Below are 17,812 nucleotides of genomic sequence, written 5' to 3' on the forward strand. Positions count from 1 at the left end.
AATACTAGAAGTAATTTTACCCAACTATATTCACAATCTTACCAGGAACCACAATTACTTTTTTAGGAGTGCGCCCTTGTAACTGGTCTTGAGTTTTTTCGTTTGCTAAAACTGCAGTTTCAATATCTTCTTTACTCATATCTAAAGGCAGTTCCATAGTGAAACGCATTTTTCCATTAAAAGAGATTGGATAATTTTTAGAGCTTTCTACTAAATGACTTTCATCAAACTCAGGGAATGATGCTGTTGAAATCGAGCCTTCATTACCTAAAGCACTCCATAATTCTTCTGCAATATGTGGTGCATAAGGAGATATTAAAACCAATAGTGGTTCTAGAATATCTCTTGATGTACACTTTTGAGCTGTTAACTCATTAACAGCAATCATAAAGGTAGATACTGATGTATTGAACGAGAAATTCTCGATATCTTCTTCTACCTTTTTTATGGTTTTATGAAGTGTTTTTAAGCTGTCTTTTGAAGGTTTCACTTCGGCTCCGCTCAGTGACCCATCCATAAAAGGCACATATAGTTTCCATAATTTCTTTAAGAATCCATGAACTCCAGTAATACCAGCCGTATTCCAAGGCTTATACTGTTCTAATGGTCCCAAGAACATTTCATATAAACGTAAACTATCTGCGCCGTAATCTTCACAAATGTTGTCAGGGTTTACTACGTTGTATTTGGATTTGGACATTTTTTCAACGTCTCTACCAACCTTATAAAGACCATCTTCTAAAACAAATTGGGCATCCTTAAATTCAGTACGCCAGTTTTTAAAGGCTTCAATATCCAATTCATCCGAAGAATTTACAAAAGAGACATCAGCATGAATAGGTTGTACTTTTGAATCTCCAATCAATCCTTTAGATAAAAACTTATTTTCTCCTTCAACCCTATATGCAAACGCACTTGTGCCAAGTATCATCCCTTGGTTTATCAACTTTTTAGCAAATTCATCATGGTTTACATAGCCTTTGTCAAACATAAATTTTTGCCAAAAACGTGAGTACAATAAGTGGCCTGTAGCGTGTTCTGAACCACCTATGTATAAATCTACTTGTTGCCAATAATCAATAGCCTCTTTTGAGAAGATAGCATCGTCATTATTTGGATCCATGTATCGGTTAAAATACTGCGAGCTTCCTGCCCACCCAGGCATGGTATTTAACTCTAACGGGAATACACTAGTGTGATTTATCTTTTCATTATCAACTACCGAATTAGTTTCCGTACACCAAGCCCAAACCGTAGCATTTCCTAATGGTGGTTCACCAGTTTCGGTTGGTAGATATTTTTCAACCTCGGGTAATTCAATTGGTAGATGTTTTACATCAATCATTTGAGGCAATCCATTTACATAATACACTGGAAATGGCTCTCCCCAATAGCGTTGGCGACTAAACACCGCATCACGCAAACGGTAATTGGTTTTTCCTTGACCTTGACCAATTTGCTCCAATTCGTAAATAACACGTTTGGTAGCCTTTTTATAGTTCATGCCGTTGATGAAATCACTATTGGCAATAATGGTTTTGTCTTTATCTGCAAAAGCTTCTTCAGAAATATCGACACCTTCAAAAATATTTGGAATTTCAATATCGAAATGCTTTGCAAAATCATAATCACGTTGGTCGCCACATGGTACCGCCATTACAGCTCCTGTTCCGTAGCTAGCTAACACGTAATCACCAATCCATATTTGAATAGGTTCTTTAGTAAACGGATGTTCTGCATAAGCCCCTGTAAATACTCCTGAAATAGTCTTTACGTCAGACATTCTATCGCGTTCACTACGTTTAGACGTAGCTTCAATATAAGCTTCCACCTCGGCTTTCTGCTCTGGTGTAGTTATTTTAGAAACCAAGTCATGCTCTGGAGCTAAAGTCATAAAACTAACACCAAAAATAGTATCAGGGCGCGTTGTGAAAACTTCAATAGTTTCGTCATGCCCATTAACATTGAAGACTGCAGAAGCTCCAACAGATTTTCCAATCCAGTTACGCTGACTTTCTTTTAATGAATCTGTCCAGTCAATATTATCTAACCCTTGAAGTAACCGTTCAGCATAGGCCGAAATACGCATACTCCATTGTGTCATTTTCTTTCTAACCACAGGATGCCCTCCACGTTCAGAAACCCCATTTACTATTTCATCATTAGCCAATACCGTTCCCAAGGCAGGACACCAGTTTACTTCAGTTTCGGCTAAATATGTTAATCTATATTGTAATAGGATGTTTTGTTGTTCTACTGAAGACAAACCATTCCATACTTCAGCAGTAAACACTTCCACATCATCATCGCAAGCGGCATTTACATTCGTATTTCCTTCTGAAGCAAAAACTTTTACTAATTCCGAAATATCTTCAGCTTTAGAAGAATCGTAATTAAACCAAGATTCAAATAATTGGATAAACACCCATTGCGTCCACTTGTAATATTTAGGATCGGATGTTCTAACCTCACGAGACCAATCGAAAGAAAATCCAATTTGGTCTAATTGACGACGATAGGTTGCAATGTTCTCCTTGGTTGTAATAGCAGGATGCTGTCCCGTTTGAATAGCATATTGTTCAGCGGGTAAACCAAAAGAATCATAACCTTGCGGATGCAACACGTTAAACCCTTTATGTCGCTTGTAACGCGCATAAATATCAGAAGCAATATATCCTAAAGGGTGGCCAACATGTAACCCGGCTCCACTAGGGTAAGGAAACATGTCTAACACATAATATTTTGGCTTTTCGCTGTTATTTTCAGCTTTAAACGTTTGGTTTTCTGCCCAATATTTTTGCCATTTGGCTTCTATATCGTTGAAATTGTATTTCATCCTGCTTAATTTCTGCTTTTAAAAGCGCAAATTTACGCTTTATAAACCAACTGCAAAACCTTTAGTTTTAAATTAATAATTCACTTTTAATTAATATAAAATGAAATTATAAATTTACTTTTGAGCGCTTAAAACATTAAGTTTTGAAAAATACATTTAAAGCACATGCAGCCATCTTAGGCGCCAATGTTATTTATGGGGCAAATTATATTATTGCAAAAGGAATTATGCCAGATAAAATTGGGCCAGCAGCGTTTGTTTTCATAAGGCTTGCCTGTTGTACGGCTTTATTCTGGGGCGTTAAGAAGCTTACAGTAAAAGAAAAAATTAAGCAAAAAGATTTTATAAGGCTTATACTTTGTGGGTTTTTTGGTGCAGCTGCTAATATGATGTTTTTTTTTCATGGAATAAATTTAACATCTCCCATAGATGCATCAATCATTATGACAATTACACCAGTAATTGTGTTGATTTTTAGTTATTTGATTCTTAAAGAGCGTATTACCAAAAATAGAGTTTTGGGGATTTTAATTGGAGGCGCTGGCGCTGTATTTTTAATTTTATATGGAAATAAGGCTTCTGGAACAAGTTCAGCATTGGGTAATTTTTTTGTGTTTCTTAACGCTTCTTTCTATGGCCTTTATTTGGTAATAGTTAAAACTTTAATGAAAAAATATAATGCCATTACTGTGGTAAGTTGGATGTTTTTGTTTGGGTTTATTATGGTAATACCGTTTTCTATAAACGATTTAATTTCTACTAATTTTGAAGCCTTTACTTTGAATACGTATTTGGTGATAGGTTTCGTGGTTTTATTTACCACATTCCTAACTTACATATTTAATATTTATGCACTTAACTATGTGTCCCCTTCTGTTACAAGTAGCTATATTTATTTACAGCCAGTTATAAGCTTCATTATGGTAAGTGTTTATGCTCATATTTTAATGAAAAGTGAATATGCTCAAGATATAGATCTTGTTAAAATATTAAGTTGTTTGGTTGTTGTTGCAGGAGTCTATATCACTAGTATTCCCTTGAAAAAAAACTAGTAAAATACAACAATGTTAATATGTTTTAGTTTAAGTAAATACAAATTATTTTTTGTTTAGTACATTTACTGCATCAATTCAATTTTTATGAGCTCATACTACGAAAAGCAACAAAAAAGACGTCTTATATCTTCTTATTTTTCCGTAGTATTGAGTATTGCCTTAGTGTTATTCTTGCTAGGTATGTTAGGTATTATACTTTTAAATGCAAACAAAGTTTCTGATCATTTTAAAGAACAAGTTGTAGTTACCATTTACCTAAAAGAAAGTGCTAAAGACATTGAGATTAAGCAGCTTGAAAAGAGTTTAGCCATGAGTGATTATGTGAAGTCTACAGAATATGTTAGCAAGGAAAAGGCTGCTGAGTTTATGAAGGCTGAAACAGGGGAGGATTTTATGGATTTTGTAGGGTATAATCCGTTGCAAAACTCTATAGATGTGCATTTAAAAGCAGACTATGTAACTTCTGAACATTTAGAAACAGTTTCCGCTGAAGCTTTAAATAAAAAGTTTGTTGATGAGGTAAGTTATGATAATGACCTTGTAAATCTTATGAATGATAACGTAAAGAAAATCAGTTTTTGGGTTTTGGTTATTAGTGCACTATTTACTGTTATTGCCGTATTGCTTATAAATAGTTCGTTACGACTTTCAGTATACTCAAAACGCTTCACCATTAAAACTATGCAAATGGTTGGAGCAACAAAACAGTTTATTAGGCGTCCGTTTATTTTTAAAAGTGTACGTTTAGGAATTATTGGTGCTACATTAGCACTAATAGGAATGGCTATTGTTTTGTATTATTTAAATCAGACATTTTCAGAGTTAGAGTTAATGAATCAACCAGTACCAGTGGTTTTATTGTTCACTTTCATTTTTGCACTTGGTATTATTATTACTTGGATAAGCACACATTTTGCTACACAACGTTTTCTTAATTTACGTACAGATGAGTTGTACTATTAGAATAACAGACCTGAAATTAAAAAATCATTAACACTTTAGTTTTAAATAAATCCTTTAATTTGCATTAATCTATTCTACAAAACCATGGGAGAGAAAAAACGAAAAGAAAACGCAAAGCCAATCTTTATCTTTGGAAAGAAAAACTATAAATTCATGTTTATTGGTTTAGCGTGTATTGCATTAGGATTTATATTAATGTCTGGAGGCGGTAGTGATGATCCTAATGTTTTTAATCCCGAAATTTTTAGTTGGAGACGTATAAGGTTAGCTCCAGCATTAGTACTTATTGGTTTTGGTATTCAGATTTATGCTATTCTTTTAAATCCTGATAAGAAGTAGCTTTTGTCATACCCTTGAAGGCTGGAATTTATTACCCAGAAAATACAGTTAAATATGGATTCCTGACTACACAGTTATGACATTCAGTTTTGATTTATCTCTTATCTAATTTTTTAGCAAATTCCTTGGCCATTTGCTTTAGGTATTGATAACCATTTTCCATAGCATCTTCCATAGACTCAGCTTTTTCAATAACCGAATCGTAATAATTAATTCCCATTTTAGTCATTTCTTCTTCTGACAAATCTATCATGCCACAAAAAGCAGCCACTTTTATGTTTTTAGTTTTCGCGGAAGATAATATGCCTTGAATAGTTTTTCCAGACATGGTTTGAAAATCAAGCTTTCCTTCACCAGTAATTATCCATTCAACGCCATTAATCTTTTCGTCAAATTTCGCTAGTTTTTTTATTAATTCAACACCTAGTTTTAATGTGCCGTTCAAAAATATTTTTGAAGCAATGCCCATACCACCTGCAGCACCAGAACCTTTTATAGTTTGAGGATTTACTCCAAAGGTTTTTTCAATAATTTTTGAAAAATCAGCAAGACCCTTATCAAGCATTCTAATTTCTTGCGACGTGGCTCCTTTTTGAGCAGCGTAGACATAAGCAGCACCGTTTTTTCCGTATAATGGATTTGAAACATCACAAGCCACTTGAAAATCTATATCAAGTAATTTTTGGTTCACGTTTGAGATGTCAACAGTTTTTATAATTGAAAGATTAGCTCCAATTGGCATTACTTCATTGTCATTTTTATCTAAAAATTTGTATCCTAATGCAGTTGCCATACCAATACCACAATCATTTGTGGCACTTCCACCTATACCCAGAATAATTTTTTCAGCTCCTTTTTCAATAGCATCAGCTATCATTTCACCTGTTCCTAGAGTAGTAGCGTTTTTACAATCAAAGTGTTCTGGCCTTAATAATTTTACACCAGAAGCCTCTGCCATTTCAATAAAGGCAGTTTTAGTTTTCTCAGAATATAAATATGAGGCTTGAATAGATTTAAAAAAGGGATTCTTCGCTGTTACTTGAATTTCTTTACCTTTAAGATAATAATTTACAACTTCAATTGTACCATCACCTCCGTCAGCCAACGGAAGTTTAATGATTTCCGCATCATTCAAAACAGATAAAACGGCCTCCTCAATAGCATTACAGAACGCCATTCCAGTTAATGAGTTTTTAAACTTATCTGGTGCTATAACTATTTTCATGAAAACTAAAATAATAATTAATGCAGCATTAATGAATATAAATGTTATTTGTATTCCTATTTTAATATTTTTGCCTTATGGATATTTTAGATGCAATTATTTTAGGTATTATTCAAGGGCTTACTGAGTTTTTACCAGTTTCTTCAAGCGGACATTTGGAGTTAGGTAAAGCTATACTTGGGGATAATTCGGTTCCAGAAGAAAGCTTGTTGTTTACTGTTGTTTTACATTTTGCTACGGCCTTAAGTACTATTGTTGTTTTTAGAAAAGATATTATAGATATTATTAGAGGGGTATTAAAATTTAAATGGAATGAAGATCTGCAATTTGTTTCTAAAATTGCGGTGTCTATGATTCCGGCAGCAATTATCGGATTTACATACGAATCTCAATTTGCGGAGTTATTTGGAGGAAATATAAAATTGGTAGGGTTTATGCTTATAATAACCGCCTTACTTCTTTATTTAGCTGATAAAGCAAAAAACACTAATAAAAAGGTGAGTTTTAGTAATGCTCTTGTAATAGGAGTTTCTCAAGCTATTGCTATGTTACCTGGGATTTCACGTTCTGGGGCTACAATTTCAACTTCAGTTTTACTTGGTAACGATAAAACTAAGGCAGCTAGGTTTTCATTTTTAATGGTTGTGCCATTAATATTTGGAAAAATAGCTAAAGACATTATTAGTGGAGAAATTTCAACTGAAAGTCAAAATTTTACGGCATTATCAATTGGTTTTGTAGCGGCTTTTATTGCTGGTTTATTTGCTTGTACTTGGATGATAGCTTTAGTTAAAAAGAGTAAGTTATCGTATTTTGCTATTTATTGTGTAATTGTAGGTATTACTGCAATTATTGTTTCTTTTTTAAACTAATTTATGACTGCCGACGATTACTTATCTGGTCAAGTTTTATTAATAGATAAACCTTTAAATTGGACATCCTTTCAAGTAGTTAATAAACTACGTTGGGAAATAAGACGTGCATTCAATATTAAAAAAATTAAGGTAGGGCATGCAGGAACTTTAGATCCTCTTGCTACGGGTTTGTTGGTTATTTGTACAGGAAAAAAAACTAAAGAAATAAACACTTATCAAGGGCAGGTGAAAGAATACACCGGCACTTTTGTACTAGGGAGTTCAACACCATCTTTCGATTTAGAAACCGAGATTGATAAGCATTATCCAACAGAACATATTACTGAAGATTTAATACATGGAACTACCAAGAAATTTATTGGTAATATAGAGCAATGTCCTCCAGTATTTTCAGCTATAAAGAAAGACGGGAAACGTTTGTATGAATTTGCAAGAGAGGGTAAAACTGTTGAAATAAAATCTAGAATTATTTCTATTTCAGAATTTGAAATCACTAGTATAAGTGGATTTAATGTGGATTTTAGAGTGGTTTGTAGTAAAGGAACATATATACGTTCATTAGCCAATGACTTTGGAAAGGCTTTAAATTCTGGAGCTCACTTATCTGTTTTAAGACGCACAAAAATTGGTGATTTTGATGTTGAAAAAGGTCTCTCTGTTGAAGGCTTTATTGCCAGTTTGAAAGACTAAAAAATATATTTTTACGTATATTAGGTAAACATTTGCTAAGAAATTGCAGCTCTCAGATCAACATAAAGCCTTAATTATCACACTTCTTATAGCAGGAACTGTTGTGCTTTCTGTATTTAGTTTTAGCCTAAAGCAACTGGATAACGGAATAGCTGAAAGTTTTTACGAAATTGAACCTGAAGAAGAGCTAACTGAAGAAGAACTTAAAATTTTAGATGCGCTTGATAAATTAAATAATACTAAAGCTGAAACTAATAGTGCTTTTAACCAAACACAAAATGCTAATAAGTTTGCACAAGCCTATAAAACAATTGCTCCTCCTGAAGACTATATACCTCAAAAAAACAGTATAAATAGTGATGAAGCTATTAGTAACTATAAAGAGAAGTATAAAAACACTCATGAATCCAAATTAAATGAAGATGCACTTTCTAAGTTTGATAAAGCTAATGATGTACTAAAAAAACAAAATACAGAAGCAAATAATGCAAATAGCACTATTGGTTTTTCGCTTAAAGGACGGAAAAGGGTTCATATTCCTATACCAGTTTATTTATGCGAAGTAAATGGAAAAATTATAGTTACTATTACTGTTAATGCTAAAGGAAGTGTAATTGATGCTTACATCAACTCTTCCTCAAATTCAGATAATGAATGTTTAGTTGAACATGCTTTAGATTATGCCAAAGAATCTGTTTTTAGCCCCGATACATCTAAAAACAGTCAAATAGGTACTATTACTTTTAATTTTATTGGGAAAAACTAGGTTGAAATTTGCTTAACATTACAGTAATATCTTCAACGGTAGTTCTACCTTTGTCATTATTATACCAATGTTGCAAGTCTTCTTTAAACTCTTCAGTTAAGTTGCCGTTAGCAGCTTTAAATCTAGAAACATAACCTGCAGCTTCACTTGGTCTAGGGCCATAAGTATCAAGTATAGCTCCAGTTTCATTGTCAATCATTATTAACTTTGGTATGGCTTGGTTACCATCGGTTAAGAATAGATTCATTAACTCAAGGTTTTCATCTCTTAATACAATTCTAAGGTTTATTTTCGGGTTTATTTCAGTTATTTTATTTAATACAGGAATCACATGAGCGGCATCTCCGCACCAACTCTCAGTAATAATTAACCAAGTAACTTCTGTATTGAAAAGACTTAATTGTATTTTAGATTTTTCAAGTATTTTTAGGGTTTTATCCCAGCGTTTCATGCGCCTGTTGTTTAATTTGGTAAAGTGAATTCTGGTTTTACTTTTCTCACTTCCTGTAGTGTCTTTCTCCTCTGCTAAGGTTAAAACTAAGCTCCGATATATCTCATAAGACATGCTGTTTTCTATACTTGATCTTATAATTGTGTTCATTACAATTTCTTTTTATGATGATACAAAAGTAGTATCTTGTGCTTCTTTATAAGATGACATTTGTCATGCGTAAACCATAAAACTTAGAAAGCTATGCCTGATAAAAAGAGATGCGGTTGGTGTGAAGGAGATGAACTTTACGAGTATTACCATGACAAGGAATGGGGTGTGCCTGTTTATGGTGATGATAAGCTTTTTGAATTTTTAATTTTAGAAACTTTTCAAGCGGGTTTAAGTTGGATAACTGTTTTACGAAAACGTGAAAATTTTAGAAAGGCCTTTGATCAATTTAACTATAAAAAAATAGCTAATTATAAGCAATCGAAAATTGATTTACTATTGCAAGATGCAGGGATTATTAGAAATAAATTAAAGATAAATGCTACAGTTACTAATGCACAAGCTTTTATTAAAATACAAGAAGAGTTTGGGAGTTTTAGTAAATATATTTGGGGTTTTGTAAATGGTAAGCCAATTAAAAATACATTTAATAGTTTAGAAGATATACCTGCTAATTCACCTCTTAGTAATACTATAAGTAAAGATTTAAAAAAAAGAGGATTTAAGTTTGTGGGTACTACAGTGGTTTATGCGCATATGCAAGCAACAGGAATGGTGAACGATCACATTAGGGACTGTTTTAGATATAATGAAGTCTAAATTTGTTTAGATATTCTAACCTAAAACAAAAACCCCAAACAATTAAATACATAACTTTTAATAGATTCTGAAACATGGAAAAAAAGGGAGGATTGTTGCTTCTTCGTCCTATAAATATACTTAGTATTAATACCACGTTATTTCTTTTAGTATTTAGTATTACCACAAAATCTTTTACCCAAAATGTTTTTGAAGCTTTGGGGGAGTCAGCATTGTCTTTAAATCATCAAGTTTCTAAAGATTATGCTATTAATTTTACCTTTAGAAGTCGTTATTTTTTACATAAAGATGCTTTACAGTATAAACAACAACAGATTGATTTTTTTCATTTTTCAACTTTTAAATTGAATGCTATTCACAAACTCAGTTTTGGGTTTTATTATAGAAACAGAGATTGGTTTGATTCTGGGAGTGATGAGTTGCGGTTTATGCAAGAGTTTGTCTATTCTAAGCAAAAGGCTGGTGTGCGTTATGGACACAGATTTAGGTTAGAAGAGCGTATATTCAACAACTTTACGGATTTTAGACCAAGGTATAGGTTTATAATGAACTTGCCGATAAATGGCAAGATATGGGATGTTGGTGGTGTCTTTTTTGTAGGGAGTACAGAGGCTTTGTTAAGCTTGAGTGAAAAACATGCTCCTTTTTTTGACCATAGATTTACAACTCAATTTGGTTGGCAAGTAAATCAGGATTTAAAACTTCAGGGTGGACTAGAATACAGATTAGAGGGGTATAACACCTCTACAAAAAACTATTTGTTTTTATTGACTACTGCAATTTATAAACTGTAATGGTTGGGTTCCATAAATTTGCATTAACTAAAAGTGTGCTTTAAATCCATTCAGTCTTTTTTTGAGTTAAATCTGAAATTTCATTTTCTCCAGTATTTATTGTGTTGGCAGGCTCAAACAACATTACTTGAACCTCGTTTTTCACAACAGGTCTGTGTTCAACACCTCTAGGTATTATAATAAACTCCCCTTTTTTAATAGTAATTGTTTTATTTCTTAATTCCATATCAAATTCGCCATCAATAACCAAAAACATTTCATCTTCTTTATCGTGTTTGTGCCATTCAAATTCGCCTTGAGCCTTAACAAGCTTTATATGTTGTCCGTTTAGTTCTCCAACAATTCGTGGATTCCAATGATCACTAAAAAGAGACATTTTATCAGCGATAGATATTTTTTGTATTTCCATGTTATTAAGGTTGTATTTAGTGATTTATCAATAATAGGTCATATTCCTTTAATCACCTACACCTGACATCAAAGGAATTTAGGTTAAAAAAATGTACAAATTCAAGGCGTTAAATATTCTAGAAAAACATCTCTTGAAATATCCTCAGCTCCCAAACTTTCTAAGTGATTAGTGTAAATTTGACAATCTATAAGTTGGTAATTGGTGTTTTGTATAAAATTAATTAATGCTACTTTACTGGCATTACTTTCTTTAGCAAACATACTTTCACCACAGAATACACCATTATTTAAATCTACACCATAAAGACCACCAACAAGTTCTGAATTTTTCCATACTTCAACGGATTTTGCGTATCCTTTTTTATGCAGCTCAGTATAAGCTACTATCATATTTTGTGTAATCCATGTGCCAGCTTGTCCGTTACGTTTTACTTCAGCGCATGCTTCTACAACTTCTCTAAAAGCATGATTTATGGTTACCGTGAAAGTTTTGTTACGCAAAATTTTTTTCATGCTTTTTGATATTTTTAGTTTTTCAGGAAATAATACAAAACGAGGATCTGGACTCCACCATAATAATGGTTCTTCAGATTCAAACCAAGGAAAGATACCAGAATTATAAGCCAAAATTAAGCGATCTACAGAAAGGTCTCCTCCAATGGCTAAAAGTCCATCATCTGAAGCTTCATTTACATTAGGAAACCATAAATCTTGATTTAGGTAATACATAGCATAAAATAACAAACCTCAACAGTAATTTGTTGAGGTTTGTTTTAGATTCTTACTAAAAAAAGAAAGAATAATTAGAATGGTAAATCATCATGATCTTCCTTGTTTAATTCTCCGGCAGGTTCAAAGGCATCCATAGGCGGAACAGGAGGTACATTACCATCGGCAGGTTCTTGTTGCAATGCCTCAATTCTCCAACCTTGAATAGAGTTGAAATATTTAGTTTCTCCTTGAGGGTTTACCCATTCTCTACCTCTTAAATTAATATTTATTTTTACTTGTTGACCAACTTGATAGTTGTTCAATAAGTCAGTCTTATCTTGTACAAACTCAACCATAATATGTTGAGGGTATTGTTCCTCTGTTGTTACAACTATTTCTCTCTTTCTAAACCCATTTGCTCCAAAAGTTTGAGTTTCTCCAATAACTTTAATTCTTCCTTGAACTTCCATTAACTTTTATTTATATCTAAATTATTACTTATTTACTTAACAATATTTTCCAAGCACTTTCAATATCACCAAAACTTAAATAATTACGTGCTAATTTGTGTTTTTCTCTATGAGTGGCTGTTTTTATATTAGGATAGTGTTTTCCTACTTCCTCAACAAACAATTGTACTTGTTCTTCATTAGGTAGAATTTCAATGTTTCCTAACATTCCTAAATCATTTCCAGTTAGAATCATACTATTTTTAACATGATCTGGAAAACTATCAATTCCTATTCCTAAGCTTGATATTGGTTTTGGTATTTCAAAAAAGCCTTTTTTTGCTCTACTATAAAAACTTCCTCCTGCACGTGCCACTAAATCTAATTTGCTTTGATTTATGGTGCTATCTTCATTTAAAGCCTCATCATCAATATGCAACTTAATTACTTGGCATATTACCAAATTACCTGCGCCTCCTTCTGTTCCTAAAGCTATTATTTCATTTACTTTACATTCAAATTGAACAGGTGATTCACCTACCCTAAATGGTTTTACCAAATCTGAATCTAACATGGTTAACCCAGATTTTTCAAACTCATTAATACCTTGAGAGTATTCCGTACTACTTAAAGATGTTTGGTAAATCATATCATAATTCACTACATTAATTACTACTTCATTTGTAGCTTGAACATTTTGTAGTGTATGCTTTGTTGTATTGTCTCTAACTCTACGTGATGGTGAAAAAACCAAAATAGGAGGGTTAGCACTAAACACGTTAAAAAAACTAAAAGGAGATAGGTTAGGGTTGCCGTTTTTATCTACTGTACTTGCCAAAGCAATTGGTCTTGGGGCAATAGCATTTAATAAATAACTATGTAACTTAACCGTTGATAAATCTTTTGGTTCAAATGATGCCATTAAACACTTTTAGTTTTAACAAAACTAATCAAAAAAAAGCGTAAAACTTAAACTAGTTTTCAACAATGATTTAGCTAAGTCTATAACTTGTTAGGCTTGATTTTTAGAGGGAATATGGTTGATTTTCAATATTGTTAGAATTAGATTTACTAACAACTAGGGCAATAATATTTATAGATTTACATTATATTACATGTTAAATTAAGTTTAATGCTATTTACTAAACATCAAAACACCTTTCGTTGGGTTATTATAGTTGCTTCGTTTATTATTGTTTCTGTAATTATGTGGAAAACCTATGAGTTTTTTAATCATTTTAAATATGAAGAAAGAAACAAAATGGAGATTTGGGCTTCTTCTCAAACCGAGTTAGCAGATATAGATCCTAATAACCTAAATCAAAATATTAGTAATTTACCTTTACAGATTATTTCAAGCAATAAAACAACACCTACCATTCTTGTTAGTAAAGAAGGAGTGATTAGTCATAACAATATAAATCCAAGAAAGGCAAATGATACAACATATTTAAAAAGCCTAATTTCAAAATTTGAAAAGGAGAATAAACCTATTAAGGTAATTTTAGATGGAAAGGTTTTAAGTACTATTTACTATGGAAATTCTCCATTACTAAATAGATTGAAATATTATCCATTAGCCTTAATCCTTATTGTAGTCTTATTTGGCGCTGTGATTTTCTTTTTTTATAGTAGTAATAAGAATGCAACCCAAAACAAACTTTGGTCGGGTATGGCTAAAGAAACGGCGCATCAAATTGGAACACCGTTATCATCATTAATAGGTTGGACTGAAATTTTAAAAAGCGAAAATGTTAATCCTGATTACATTGCAGAAATTGAAAAAGATGTTGATAGATTAAAAATAATAGCTGAACGCTTTAGTAAAATAGGATCATTGCCTGTGTTAGAAACTGCTAATATTATTGAAGAAACCATTAACTCTTATGATTATTTAAAGGCTAGAGCCTCAGATTTAATAGAGTTTAAGCTTATTACACCTAATGAATATATTCCCGTAAATCTAAATAAACAATTGTTTAGCTGGACCATTGAGAATTTGGTTAAGAATGCTATAGATGCAATGAAGGGTAGGGGAGAATTAACAGTTGAAATTTCGCAACTTGAAAATAATGTAAAAGTAAGTGTGACTGATACTGGTAAGGGTATTTCTAAAAAACACTTTAATAAAATTTTTGAACCCGGTTTCACCACAAAAAAAAGAGGTTGGGGCCTGGGACTATCTTTAACAAAACGAATTATTGAAGATTTTCATGATGGTAAAATAAAGGTGCTTAATTCTGAAAAAGATAAGGGTACAACAATTCAAATTAGTTTAAAACACGCTTAAGTTATGAGTGAATCTTTTATTAAATTAAAGGAAGTTGTTTTAAAAAATAACTGTCCTGAGTGTTATAGTGTAGAAGGGTTAAGGCTTACTTTTCAACAAAAAATAAAAGAAACTAAATTTTATAAATCTATAACTTCACAAGTTATTCATTCATTAGAGTGTAAGGTGTGTAATACTATTATATATCCTGTTCAATGGACAGATGATATAGAACGTGTGTTTGAATACCAACAAAAAGCTATTAAGCCTAAAAAAGCTTCAAGATATTTAAAACAAACCTCCTGGATTGGTATATTGTTGTTTGTCTTAGTGATGGCTGTTATTGCTTTTTTAGCAATATACCCAAATTTATAAATGTGCTTTTATGGCACTAGCTATTTCCTGAAATTCTTCTGAAGTTAATTGTGTTTTTTGAATAAACCGAGCATCTTCCATAGTGTGTAAAGGAATTAAATGCACATGTGCATGCGGTACTTCTAATCCAATTACAGAAACTCCTACTCTTTTACAAGGAATGGCTTTTTCAATAGCCATGGCTACAGTTCTAGAAAAACGCATCAATCCATTATAGGAGGATTCATCTAAATCGAAAATTTTATCAATCTCTTTTTTCGGAATACAAAGTGTATGTCCTTTGCTATTTGGGTTAATGTCTAGAAATGCAAAAAAATCTTCTGTTTCCGCTATTTTATAACAGGGAATATCACCATTTATAATTTTGGTAAAAATAGAAGCCATTAGTTTGTGTTATCTGGTTATTTCAATAATATCAAATTTCATAACACCATTTGGTACTTTAATTTCAGCTATGTCACCAACTGATTTCCCTAACAAGCCTTGACCGATAGGAGAGTTTACAGAAATTTTACCACTTTTTAAATCGGCTTCACTTTCTGCTACCAAGGTATAGGTCATTTCCATACCGTTAGTTTGATTTTTTATTTTAACTGTTGATAAGGCTAATACCTTTGAAGTGTCTAATTGAGACTCATCTATAACCCTGGCGTTAGCTAAAGTTTCTTCCATTTTAGAAATTTTCATTTCTAACATTCCTTGTGCTTCTTTAGCGGCATCATATTCAGCATTTTCACTTAAATCACCCTTGTCTCTTGCTTCAGCTATTGCCTGAGATGCTTTTGGGCGCTCTACATCTTTTAGTTGATTTAATTCGTCTCTCAACTTTTTTAACCCTTCTGGTGTATAGTAGGATACTTTACTCATAACTTCATCGTTTATTCACTAATAATTTAATTAGAGGCAGTTTATTGAATGAAAGATGCTGAACAAATTCAGCATCAAAAAAATCCCGCTTGCACGAGATTATAAATGCAAATATACAAAATATTTAAGTGGATTTGGTTTTTGTTGTAAATTGCAATTTTTTAAAATGTATATGAAGTTACTTTTTTATTTTGTAAGTCTACTTTTTTTGAGTTCCTGTGCTGGTAATACAGTAGTAGATGAAAACTGCCAGTTCTTGTTAGATATTAACGTACAGGAAACAGTAAATTTAAGTTTACCAAAATATAGTCAACTTCCTTTTGCTGGAAATTCAGTATATATTGAGAATGTAGGTAATGGTGGTATTATAGTTGCAAGCACAGGTTTTGATTTTTATGCTTGGGATGCTAGTGATCCAAACCAAGTGCCAAGTGCTTGTTCTATTTTGGTACCTTCAGGGTTAGAAGCAACTGGAGGATGTAATGATGAAAATGAGTATAGTTTAATTACAGGAGCTCCCACTGAAAATCCTGCTTTAAGATGTTCGTTAAAACCATATAGAGTAGAACAAAACGGTGATAATTTACTAATTTATAATTAGGAAAGATTCTGATAGTCGTTTCCATCTGAAGTAGCCCACAAAAGAGAAAACTAAATAAATAACTGTTAAGGCGCTATACCAATTCAAGTCTTTTCCAAAATACAGAATTATGGTTGCGCCATTAATGATTATCCAGAATTTCCAAGAAGCTAGCCATTTTTTTACTTCCATGTAACTAGCAATAAAACTAAAAACAGTAGTATGAGTATCTAAATATGGGGCTGAAGCGTCTGTGTAATTTTCAAAGAAATAGCCTAATGATAAGGCTAGTATCTCGCCTATGAAAATAATATATAAATACTTAGTGGCAGATAAATCGGTTACTTTAAAGATTTGCTCATTTTGGGTAGATTTCTGCCAATGTACCCAGCCGTAAATTCCAATCACAACATAATAGCAATATAATATTGCTTCAGAATATAATTGAGTTCTATAGAATAGAAAAATACTTAGTAATGAGCCAATTATTCCAAAAAGCCAACAAATAATTTGTTCCTTAATTAGGAAAATTAAATAAACTAATCCGAAAATAACTGCAATTATTTCTAAATATAAATCCACTAAAAAAGGTTTAAATAATTTTCATAGTACTTTTCGCTTGTGAATTTTTTTCCATTGAATTCCATTTCCTGAAACGGTTTAGGGATTGAGAAAAAAGCAAAAGAAAACCGTTCATGATTTACATTAGAAAACTCCACCTGATGTTTTAAAGCTGTATATTCTCCATGAGTTAAATATTCTAAAAGATACCCAGGGAATATCACAATATTATCTGATGCTCCTAATACTTCTTTATGATTGCGAAGATTTTGATAAGCAAAACCATCTGAAATCCCGAAAACAAAAACCGTAAATAAAGAAACGTCAATATGCTTAGATAACCTTAACTCCGATATTGCATCACTGGAAACAGGCGGATAATAATTACATGATACCATATGCCCAATGTTTTCTTCATAGAAATTGGTTAAATGTGGAAGGTTCAGTTTTTTAATTATTTTCCTTTCAATACGCCTAATCTTTTCCGTCAATTTATCCCATTCATTGTTTAAAAAATAATGAAACTCATTGGGAAACTTATCTGTCTTAGAAAATTTAGACAGTACAAAGGAGTTTAATAAATCTGTATCGTATTGGTTAAGGCTATCTTTTTGACCTAAAAAAGAGTACCCATCAAACGCATAATTAAATTGTGCTTGAAGATACCCTTTCTTATAGTCATTAGGTTTATTAAGAAACGACTTAAATGCTTTTTTTAATGTTACATCAGAACTTTTAGGTTCTTCTGTTTTTAATAAATGAAAAGCATTTAAGGACATATCTAA

At 32.1% G+C, this 17,812-nt stretch carries 22 protein-coding genes; 11 read left to right on the plus strand and 11 right to left on the minus strand.

All coding sequences use genetic code 11. The annotated features are described in order from the left end of the window. Window positions 1-16: 16 nt before the first annotated feature. Entirely contained in the window at window positions 17-2,836 is a 2,820-nt protein-coding gene (gene leuS, locus N1F78_RS07630; protein WP_406685580.1) for a leucine--tRNA ligase, read from the minus strand. Between the two features lie 143 nt (window positions 2,837-2,979). On the opposite strand from leuS, the gene N1F78_RS07635 reads away from it, so the two are divergent. The 3 genes from N1F78_RS07635 to N1F78_RS07645 all read left to right on the plus strand — a co-directional run bounded on the left by N1F78_RS07635 (window position 2,980) and on the right by N1F78_RS07645 (window position 5,193). Next, complete coding sequence (locus tag N1F78_RS07635; RefSeq protein WP_406685581.1) at window positions 2,980-3,888, plus strand: DMT family transporter; 909 nt, start codon at window positions 2,980-2,982, stop codon at window positions 3,886-3,888. A gap of 87 nt (window positions 3,889-3,975) precedes the next feature. Further along, window positions 3,976-4,854 carry a cell division protein FtsX gene (locus N1F78_RS07640; protein WP_406685582.1) on the plus strand — a complete coding sequence of 293 codons (879 nt, stop codon included), beginning with the start codon at window positions 3,976-3,978 and terminating at the stop codon, window positions 4,852-4,854. Window positions 4,855-4,938: 84 nt separating this feature from the next. Then, window positions 4,939-5,193 carry a DUF3098 domain-containing protein gene (locus tag N1F78_RS07645; protein ID WP_406685583.1) on the plus strand — a complete coding sequence of 85 codons (255 nt, stop codon included), beginning with the start codon at window positions 4,939-4,941 and terminating at the stop codon, window positions 5,191-5,193. Between the two features lie 94 nt (window positions 5,194-5,287). Here the strand turns inward: N1F78_RS07645 and N1F78_RS07650 are convergent, their stop codons facing one another. Beyond that, on the minus strand, window positions 5,288-6,418 hold the full coding sequence (locus tag N1F78_RS07650) for a glycerate kinase (protein WP_406685584.1): 1,131 nt from the start codon (window positions 6,416-6,418) through the stop codon (window positions 5,288-5,290). Between the two features lie 77 nt (window positions 6,419-6,495). On the opposite strand from N1F78_RS07650, the gene N1F78_RS07655 reads away from it, so the two are divergent. The 3 genes from N1F78_RS07655 to N1F78_RS07665 are packed head-to-tail and all read left to right on the plus strand — an operon-like array spanning window position 6,496 to window position 8,749. After that, complete coding sequence (locus N1F78_RS07655; RefSeq protein ID WP_406685585.1) at window positions 6,496-7,290, plus strand: undecaprenyl-diphosphate phosphatase; 795 nt, start codon at window positions 6,496-6,498, stop codon at window positions 7,288-7,290. Between the two features lie 3 nt (window positions 7,291-7,293). Beyond that, complete coding sequence (gene truB, locus N1F78_RS07660; RefSeq protein WP_406685586.1) at window positions 7,294-7,983, plus strand: tRNA pseudouridine(55) synthase TruB; 690 nt, start codon at window positions 7,294-7,296, stop codon at window positions 7,981-7,983. A gap of 43 nt (window positions 7,984-8,026) precedes the next feature. Beyond that, on the plus strand, window positions 8,027-8,749 hold the full coding sequence (locus N1F78_RS07665; RefSeq protein WP_406685587.1) for a hypothetical protein: 723 nt from the start codon (window positions 8,027-8,029) through the stop codon (window positions 8,747-8,749). On the opposite strand, the gene N1F78_RS07670 is transcribed toward N1F78_RS07665, so the two are convergent. Then, entirely contained in the window at window positions 8,733-9,350 is a 618-nt protein-coding gene (locus N1F78_RS07670) for a thioredoxin family protein (RefSeq protein ID WP_406685588.1), read from the minus strand. The two genes, N1F78_RS07665 and N1F78_RS07670, sit on opposite strands and share 17 nt — an antisense overlap. 93 nt (window positions 9,351-9,443) lie before the next feature. Here N1F78_RS07670 and N1F78_RS07675 point away from each other — a divergent pair, with 93 nt between their 5' ends. Together N1F78_RS07675 and N1F78_RS07680 are read left to right on the plus strand one after the other, a co-directional pair. Beyond that, window positions 9,444-10,010: a DNA-3-methyladenine glycosylase I gene (locus N1F78_RS07675; RefSeq protein WP_406685589.1), complete on the plus strand. Its 567-nt coding sequence runs from the start codon at window positions 9,444-9,446 to the stop codon at window positions 10,008-10,010. A gap of 74 nt (window positions 10,011-10,084) precedes the next feature. After that, a complete protein-coding gene (locus tag N1F78_RS07680) occupies window positions 10,085-10,804 on the plus strand; it encodes a DUF2490 domain-containing protein (RefSeq protein ID WP_406685590.1) in 720 nt (239 codons plus the stop codon). Between the two features lie 40 nt (window positions 10,805-10,844). On the opposite strand, the gene N1F78_RS07685 is transcribed toward N1F78_RS07680, so the two are convergent. The 4 genes from N1F78_RS07685 to N1F78_RS07700 form a co-directional block, all read right to left on the minus strand. Beyond that, window positions 10,845-11,213 carry a cupin domain-containing protein gene (locus N1F78_RS07685; protein WP_406685591.1) on the minus strand — a complete coding sequence of 123 codons (369 nt, stop codon included), beginning with the start codon at window positions 11,211-11,213 and terminating at the stop codon, window positions 10,845-10,847. Window positions 11,214-11,314: 101 nt separating this feature from the next. Next, complete coding sequence (gene aat, locus N1F78_RS07690; protein WP_406685592.1) at window positions 11,315-11,944, minus strand: leucyl/phenylalanyl-tRNA--protein transferase; 630 nt, start codon at window positions 11,942-11,944, stop codon at window positions 11,315-11,317. 74 nt (window positions 11,945-12,018) lie between these two features. After that, a complete protein-coding gene (locus N1F78_RS07695; RefSeq protein ID WP_406685593.1) occupies window positions 12,019-12,396 on the minus strand; it encodes a DUF3127 domain-containing protein in 378 nt (125 codons plus the stop codon). A 28-nt stretch (window positions 12,397-12,424) separates the two neighbouring features. Next, window positions 12,425-13,297: a flavin reductase family protein gene (locus N1F78_RS07700; RefSeq protein ID WP_406685594.1), complete on the minus strand. Its 873-nt coding sequence runs from the start codon at window positions 13,295-13,297 to the stop codon at window positions 12,425-12,427. 210 nt (window positions 13,298-13,507) lie between these two features. Here N1F78_RS07700 and N1F78_RS07705 point away from each other — a divergent pair, with 210 nt between their 5' ends. Then, window positions 13,508-14,665 (plus strand): sensor histidine kinase, encoded by a 1,158-nt coding sequence (locus tag N1F78_RS07705; RefSeq protein WP_406685595.1) that lies wholly within the window; start codon window positions 13,508-13,510, stop codon window positions 14,663-14,665. A gap of 3 nt (window positions 14,666-14,668) precedes the next feature. After that, the gene (locus N1F78_RS07710) at window positions 14,669-15,019 is read left to right on the plus strand and encodes a hypothetical protein (protein ID WP_406685596.1); all 351 of its coding nucleotides are present in this window, start codon (window positions 14,669-14,671) and stop codon (window positions 15,017-15,019) included. On the opposite strand, the gene N1F78_RS07715 is transcribed toward N1F78_RS07710, so the two are convergent. Next, window positions 15,014-15,403 (minus strand): HIT family protein, encoded by a 390-nt coding sequence (locus tag N1F78_RS07715; RefSeq protein ID WP_406685597.1) that lies wholly within the window; start codon window positions 15,401-15,403, stop codon window positions 15,014-15,016. The two genes, N1F78_RS07710 and N1F78_RS07715, sit on opposite strands and share 6 nt — an antisense overlap. 9 nt (window positions 15,404-15,412) lie before the next feature. Continuing rightward, window positions 15,413-15,886, minus strand: coding sequence for a transcription elongation factor GreA (gene greA, locus N1F78_RS07720; RefSeq protein ID WP_406685598.1), 474 nt, complete (start codon window positions 15,884-15,886; stop codon window positions 15,413-15,415). Between the two features lie 172 nt (window positions 15,887-16,058). On the opposite strand from greA, the gene N1F78_RS07725 reads away from it, so the two are divergent. Continuing rightward, window positions 16,059-16,487, plus strand: a complete 429-nt coding sequence (locus N1F78_RS07725; RefSeq protein WP_406685599.1) for a hypothetical protein — start codon at window positions 16,059-16,061, stop codon at window positions 16,485-16,487. Here the strand turns inward: N1F78_RS07725 and pnuC are convergent. Together pnuC and N1F78_RS07735 are read right to left on the minus strand one after the other, a co-directional pair. After that, complete coding sequence (gene pnuC, locus N1F78_RS07730; protein ID WP_406685600.1) at window positions 16,473-17,048, minus strand: nicotinamide riboside transporter PnuC; 576 nt, start codon at window positions 17,046-17,048, stop codon at window positions 16,473-16,475. The genes N1F78_RS07725 and pnuC overlap by 15 nt on opposite strands. Next, window positions 17,048-17,806, minus strand: coding sequence for a 2OG-Fe(II) oxygenase family protein (locus tag N1F78_RS07735; protein WP_406685601.1), 759 nt, complete (start codon window positions 17,804-17,806; stop codon window positions 17,048-17,050). The genes pnuC and N1F78_RS07735 overlap by 1 nt, the downstream gene beginning before the upstream one ends. Window positions 17,807-17,812 lie beyond the last annotated feature (6 nt).

It is taken from the genome of Seonamhaeicola sp. MEBiC01930 (assembly GCF_045277075.1).
GTDB lineage: Bacteria > Bacteroidota > Bacteroidia > Flavobacteriales > Flavobacteriaceae > Seonamhaeicola.

What these genes read in the sequence shown, in the direction of transcription:
- leuS (WP_406685580.1), bottom strand. Translation starts at nt 2,836, where the DNA reads ATGAAATACAATTTCAACGATATAGAAGCCAAATGGCAAAAATATTGG.
- N1F78_RS07640 (WP_406685582.1), top strand. Translation starts at nt 3,976, where the DNA reads ATGAGCTCATACTACGAAAAGCAACAAAAAAGACGTCTTATATCTTCT.
- N1F78_RS07645 (WP_406685583.1), top strand. Translation starts at nt 4,939, where the DNA reads ATGGGAGAGAAAAAACGAAAAGAAAACGCAAAGCCAATCTTTATCTTT.
- N1F78_RS07650 (WP_406685584.1), bottom strand. Translation starts at nt 6,418, where the DNA reads ATGAAAATAGTTATAGCACCAGATAAGTTTAAAAACTCATTAACTGGA.
- N1F78_RS07655 (WP_406685585.1), top strand. Translation starts at nt 6,496, where the DNA reads ATGGATATTTTAGATGCAATTATTTTAGGTATTATTCAAGGGCTTACT.
- truB (WP_406685586.1), top strand. Translation starts at nt 7,294, where the DNA reads ATGACTGCCGACGATTACTTATCTGGTCAAGTTTTATTAATAGATAAA.
- N1F78_RS07670 (WP_406685588.1), bottom strand. Translation starts at nt 9,350, where the DNA reads ATGAACACAATTATAAGATCAAGTATAGAAAACAGCATGTCTTATGAG.
- N1F78_RS07675 (WP_406685589.1), top strand. Translation starts at nt 9,444, where the DNA reads ATGCCTGATAAAAAGAGATGCGGTTGGTGTGAAGGAGATGAACTTTAC.
- N1F78_RS07680 (WP_406685590.1), top strand. Translation starts at nt 10,085, where the DNA reads ATGGAAAAAAAGGGAGGATTGTTGCTTCTTCGTCCTATAAATATACTT.
- N1F78_RS07685 (WP_406685591.1), bottom strand. Translation starts at nt 11,213, where the DNA reads ATGGAAATACAAAAAATATCTATCGCTGATAAAATGTCTCTTTTTAGT.
- aat (WP_406685592.1), bottom strand. Translation starts at nt 11,944, where the DNA reads ATGTATTACCTAAATCAAGATTTATGGTTTCCTAATGTAAATGAAGCT.
- N1F78_RS07695 (WP_406685593.1), bottom strand. Translation starts at nt 12,396, where the DNA reads ATGGAAGTTCAAGGAAGAATTAAAGTTATTGGAGAAACTCAAACTTTT.
- N1F78_RS07700 (WP_406685594.1), bottom strand. Translation starts at nt 13,297, where the DNA reads ATGGCATCATTTGAACCAAAAGATTTATCAACGGTTAAGTTACATAGT.
- N1F78_RS07705 (WP_406685595.1), top strand. Translation starts at nt 13,508, where the DNA reads ATGCTATTTACTAAACATCAAAACACCTTTCGTTGGGTTATTATAGTT.
- N1F78_RS07710 (WP_406685596.1), top strand. Translation starts at nt 14,669, where the DNA reads ATGAGTGAATCTTTTATTAAATTAAAGGAAGTTGTTTTAAAAAATAAC.
- N1F78_RS07715 (WP_406685597.1), bottom strand. Translation starts at nt 15,403, where the DNA reads ATGGCTTCTATTTTTACCAAAATTATAAATGGTGATATTCCCTGTTAT.
- greA (WP_406685598.1), bottom strand. Translation starts at nt 15,886, where the DNA reads ATGAGTAAAGTATCCTACTATACACCAGAAGGGTTAAAAAAGTTGAGA.
- N1F78_RS07725 (WP_406685599.1), top strand. Translation starts at nt 16,059, where the DNA reads ATGAAGTTACTTTTTTATTTTGTAAGTCTACTTTTTTTGAGTTCCTGT.
- N1F78_RS07735 (WP_406685601.1), bottom strand. Translation starts at nt 17,806, where the DNA reads ATGTCCTTAAATGCTTTTCATTTATTAAAAACAGAAGAACCTAAAAGT.